Raw genomic sequence first — 3,436 nt, forward strand, 5'->3', positions numbered from 1 at the left:
GCCCTTGATTATCATGCACCTTTAGAATATGAAGAAAATTATGAAATTTAATAGTCCACTTTTCGGGGATCATACCAGTATTTATAATTTCAAACTTAAGTTATAATAGAACATTTTTGGAATTAAGATTTGAATTTTTTTAACAATAGGCAACTTTATTTTATTATATTAAATATTTTAAATTATACTATAAATTAGAAAGTTATTTTGAAATAAAAAGTAGTTATGAAAATCATTTTTATTATGATAAAATTAAAATATATTTATCATTTATGTTAATCATTTTTATAATAAACTTAATATTATCTACTTTAATAAGGTTTTTATGTTTAAAATATCAAAAAGAGAGCTATTATCCTAAAGATTTATTTTCCATATCAAAATTTATTTCAAAAAGTATAATTTATTTAACTATTACCACTCAATTCATTATTGCATTTTTAACAATATATAATTTTTATTTTGAAAAAGAAACTCTATATAGATCATTTATATTCATATGTTTTTTCAATATTTTCTTCCCACATTCTATCTACGTAGTTCAACTATATTACAATGTAATAATATATAGAACAAGTTATGAAAAAACTATGGGGATTATATATTTTTTTATTTCAATAAATTTTTACAATTTTTATTTAATATATGATAAATTTACCGTAAAATATTTGTTAAACATTTATCCTTACCATTTAATTAATATTACAACTTACATTAATATTGTATTTTCAATTTATTTTCCAATATTTTTTGGTTATGTTATAAGAAAATTTGGAATTTATTTAGAAAAAAGAAGAATATAAAAAAGCATTTTAGTTAAAACGATAAAATTTAATTTCTTCTTATAATGTGCTTATAATCTTTATCATTCATTTGAGTCATAATAAACTCCATGTATCTGTCATAAAAGAAAAATGATTTATTTTGCTCTGCTGTTAGCAGAAAATCCGAATAAAACTCTAAATTTTCATTTATCATTTCGACTTTTAAATTCCAATTTTGCTCTAAAATATTTTTTAAATAAAAATAAAAAGACATCTTATGATTAAAATACAGGTGTTCTATTTTATTATAATAATTTATTAAAAATTTTAAGGGTTTTATTTTTTTTCCAATAAAATAATTCATATTATATAAATATTGAAAAAACTTAGGATCAGACAAAGCTTCACTGTAAAAAATATGATTGCTATTTGAATTTAATATTTTACCAATATAGTTATTTGATGATTTTGAAGTAAAAATTTCTTTTTCTAAAAGACAACATGGATTTTTAATTAATGTAGTACAAATTGCTTCCTTATAAATGTGTATTTCATCTTTTAATAATTCTTTATTAATTTTAATTTTATACTCTATATTAAAAGGAATTTCAAAATCAAATGACAAAAATTTTGAAATTCCTGCTACTCCTTTTAAATCGACTTCTTTTCCTCTTTTATTATCATAATATTCAACTTTACAAATGTGAATCACACCATCATGTTTTAAACTTGCTATTTCTAGTTCATCTTTAGAGTCAATATCTATGAATTGCCAAGGCATTTTTGTTTTATAAATATTATAAAATATAAAACAATTTGTTTTTATAAAATTTTTAAGATGTTTAAATTTAAGGAAAGCTTGACTTAATAGGGGAATTTTTATTGTAAAATCGTCTAATAAAACAGTTTTAAATTCAGTCAAATCAATGTCTATAAAAAGTAAATTCTTTAAATTATTCAAAATTTCTCTTGTATTTTCTAGTTTATTTTTTGACTCAAAAAAAACATTCTTTTTTTCTGAATTTTCAAAATTAAGACTTAAAATAGTTTTGTCTGCCTTATATTCTTCTTCATTACTTTGTAGAATTATCTGTTTATGAATTAAATTTTTGTCAAATAAATAACTAATTAAACTCACAATTTCTTCAGAATCATCTGAATGTAAGTACAATCTTATTTTAGCGTTAAAGTCATAGTCTTCAAATTCAATTCTATTTTCAAATTTAATGTGTAAATAGCATTCTCTATCACCTGTTACAAAAAAACTATTCATTGCAGAAAATGGTGAAAGTTGCATACCTCCAGGAGCACTTAGTTTCAAATTTTTATTTTCATAAGTACATTCACAAGAAATGATTTCATTTTCATCAAACTCTTCCTGAATAGAATAAAACTCTTCAAAATTATCAAATTCAATAATGTAAGAAGGGATTTCTGGCATATACCATTCTGGAAAAATGGGCTCCATAAAATTTCGAACTTGGTTTGCAATAACGCTTTGCATTTTGGAATGGGTTAGTCTTAAAAAGAAAGAACAAGATTCTACAAGTTTTTCTGTCTCATTATCTAATAACCCAGCATGAGAGAGTCCAAAGTGAGGTTTTAGCTCGGGATGCTCATTTGTCAATTTGTTTAATTCATGTCTTAGTTCAAATATTTTTTGTGATAAAAAGTTTTCAAAATTCATATAATTTTAGAACCTTTAAAATATTTTTCAATTTGTTCATTATCCATATTTTTTATGTACGTAACATCACCATCAAAAATATCGAATGCATAATATAAAGTAAATTCTTTTGTAGCTGGAAAAATTTTTAGAGCTAAAGAATGTTCTTTTCTAAATTTTTCAACAATGGGGATATATTTTGAATTTATTTTTAAATAAACCGCATATTTTAGACCATTAACCTCATGTTTTTTTCCTAATAAGGTTTTATATTTTGCAACACCTATTTCATTGTTCTTTATTAAAGCATAGTAAGGACAGTTTTCATCTAAAATAATATCTGTATAAGCATTTACATATTGTCCAAAATATTCAATAAAATAATTCATTATATTTTGTTTGTTTAATAATATTTTTTTATCTTTTTCAAAATTTAAAACACCTTCGTTTAATATTTTATTATTATATTCTTCAATTTCATAGAGTTTTTTATAAAATATTTTTATAAATTTAGACAATACTTCTTTTTGCTTTTCATCTAGCTCCCTAAATTTATCATAATAAATTTCAGGAAAGACAACTTTAAAGGAGCCTGCAACATTTTTTTGAGCATCTGGATAAAAAACAACAGAACTATGAAGCATTCTTTCAATTTCTTTAATAATATTTTGCATAATTAATTCTTTATTTTAATTTTGTGTTGAAAACCGGAATAAGAGACTTTTTTTAAAAATTCGTCTATAAAATGAATCATTAAACTTACTCCTCCAAACTTATAAATTTGCTTGTTTATTTTAATGTCAACTTCATATCTATTTGTTAATATTGTTTTATAAATTTGTAAGTCATATTTTTTGATATTTTTTTCATTTTGAATTAAAACTGATCTTCCCCCAATTTTATAGACACAATTAACCGACCTTTTTCATTGGTCTAGTTATTTCAAATATAACTGGAGACAGATATCCATTCGACGAATGCTTTCTAACACGATTGTAGTAAACTT

Annotated in this window: 2 protein-coding genes; both read right to left on the minus strand. The window is 21.9% G+C overall.

The window, feature by feature from the left end:
- Positions 1-831: 831 nt before the first annotated feature.
- On the minus strand, positions 832-2,451 hold the full coding sequence (locus tag ACIQ56_RS15770) for a hypothetical protein (protein WP_397601997.1): 1,620 nt from the start codon (positions 2,449-2,451) through the stop codon (positions 832-834).
- Positions 2,448-3,104 (minus strand): hypothetical protein, encoded by a 657-nt coding sequence (locus ACIQ56_RS15775; RefSeq protein ID WP_397601998.1) that lies wholly within the window; start codon positions 3,102-3,104, stop codon positions 2,448-2,450. Before ACIQ56_RS15775 ends, ACIQ56_RS15770 begins: the two co-directional genes overlap by 4 nt.
- Positions 3,105-3,436 lie beyond the last annotated feature (332 nt).

The sequence above is a fragment of the Silvanigrella sp. genome (genome assembly GCF_044369315.1).
Classification (GTDB): domain Bacteria; phylum Bdellovibrionota_B; class Oligoflexia; order Silvanigrellales; family Silvanigrellaceae; genus Silvanigrella.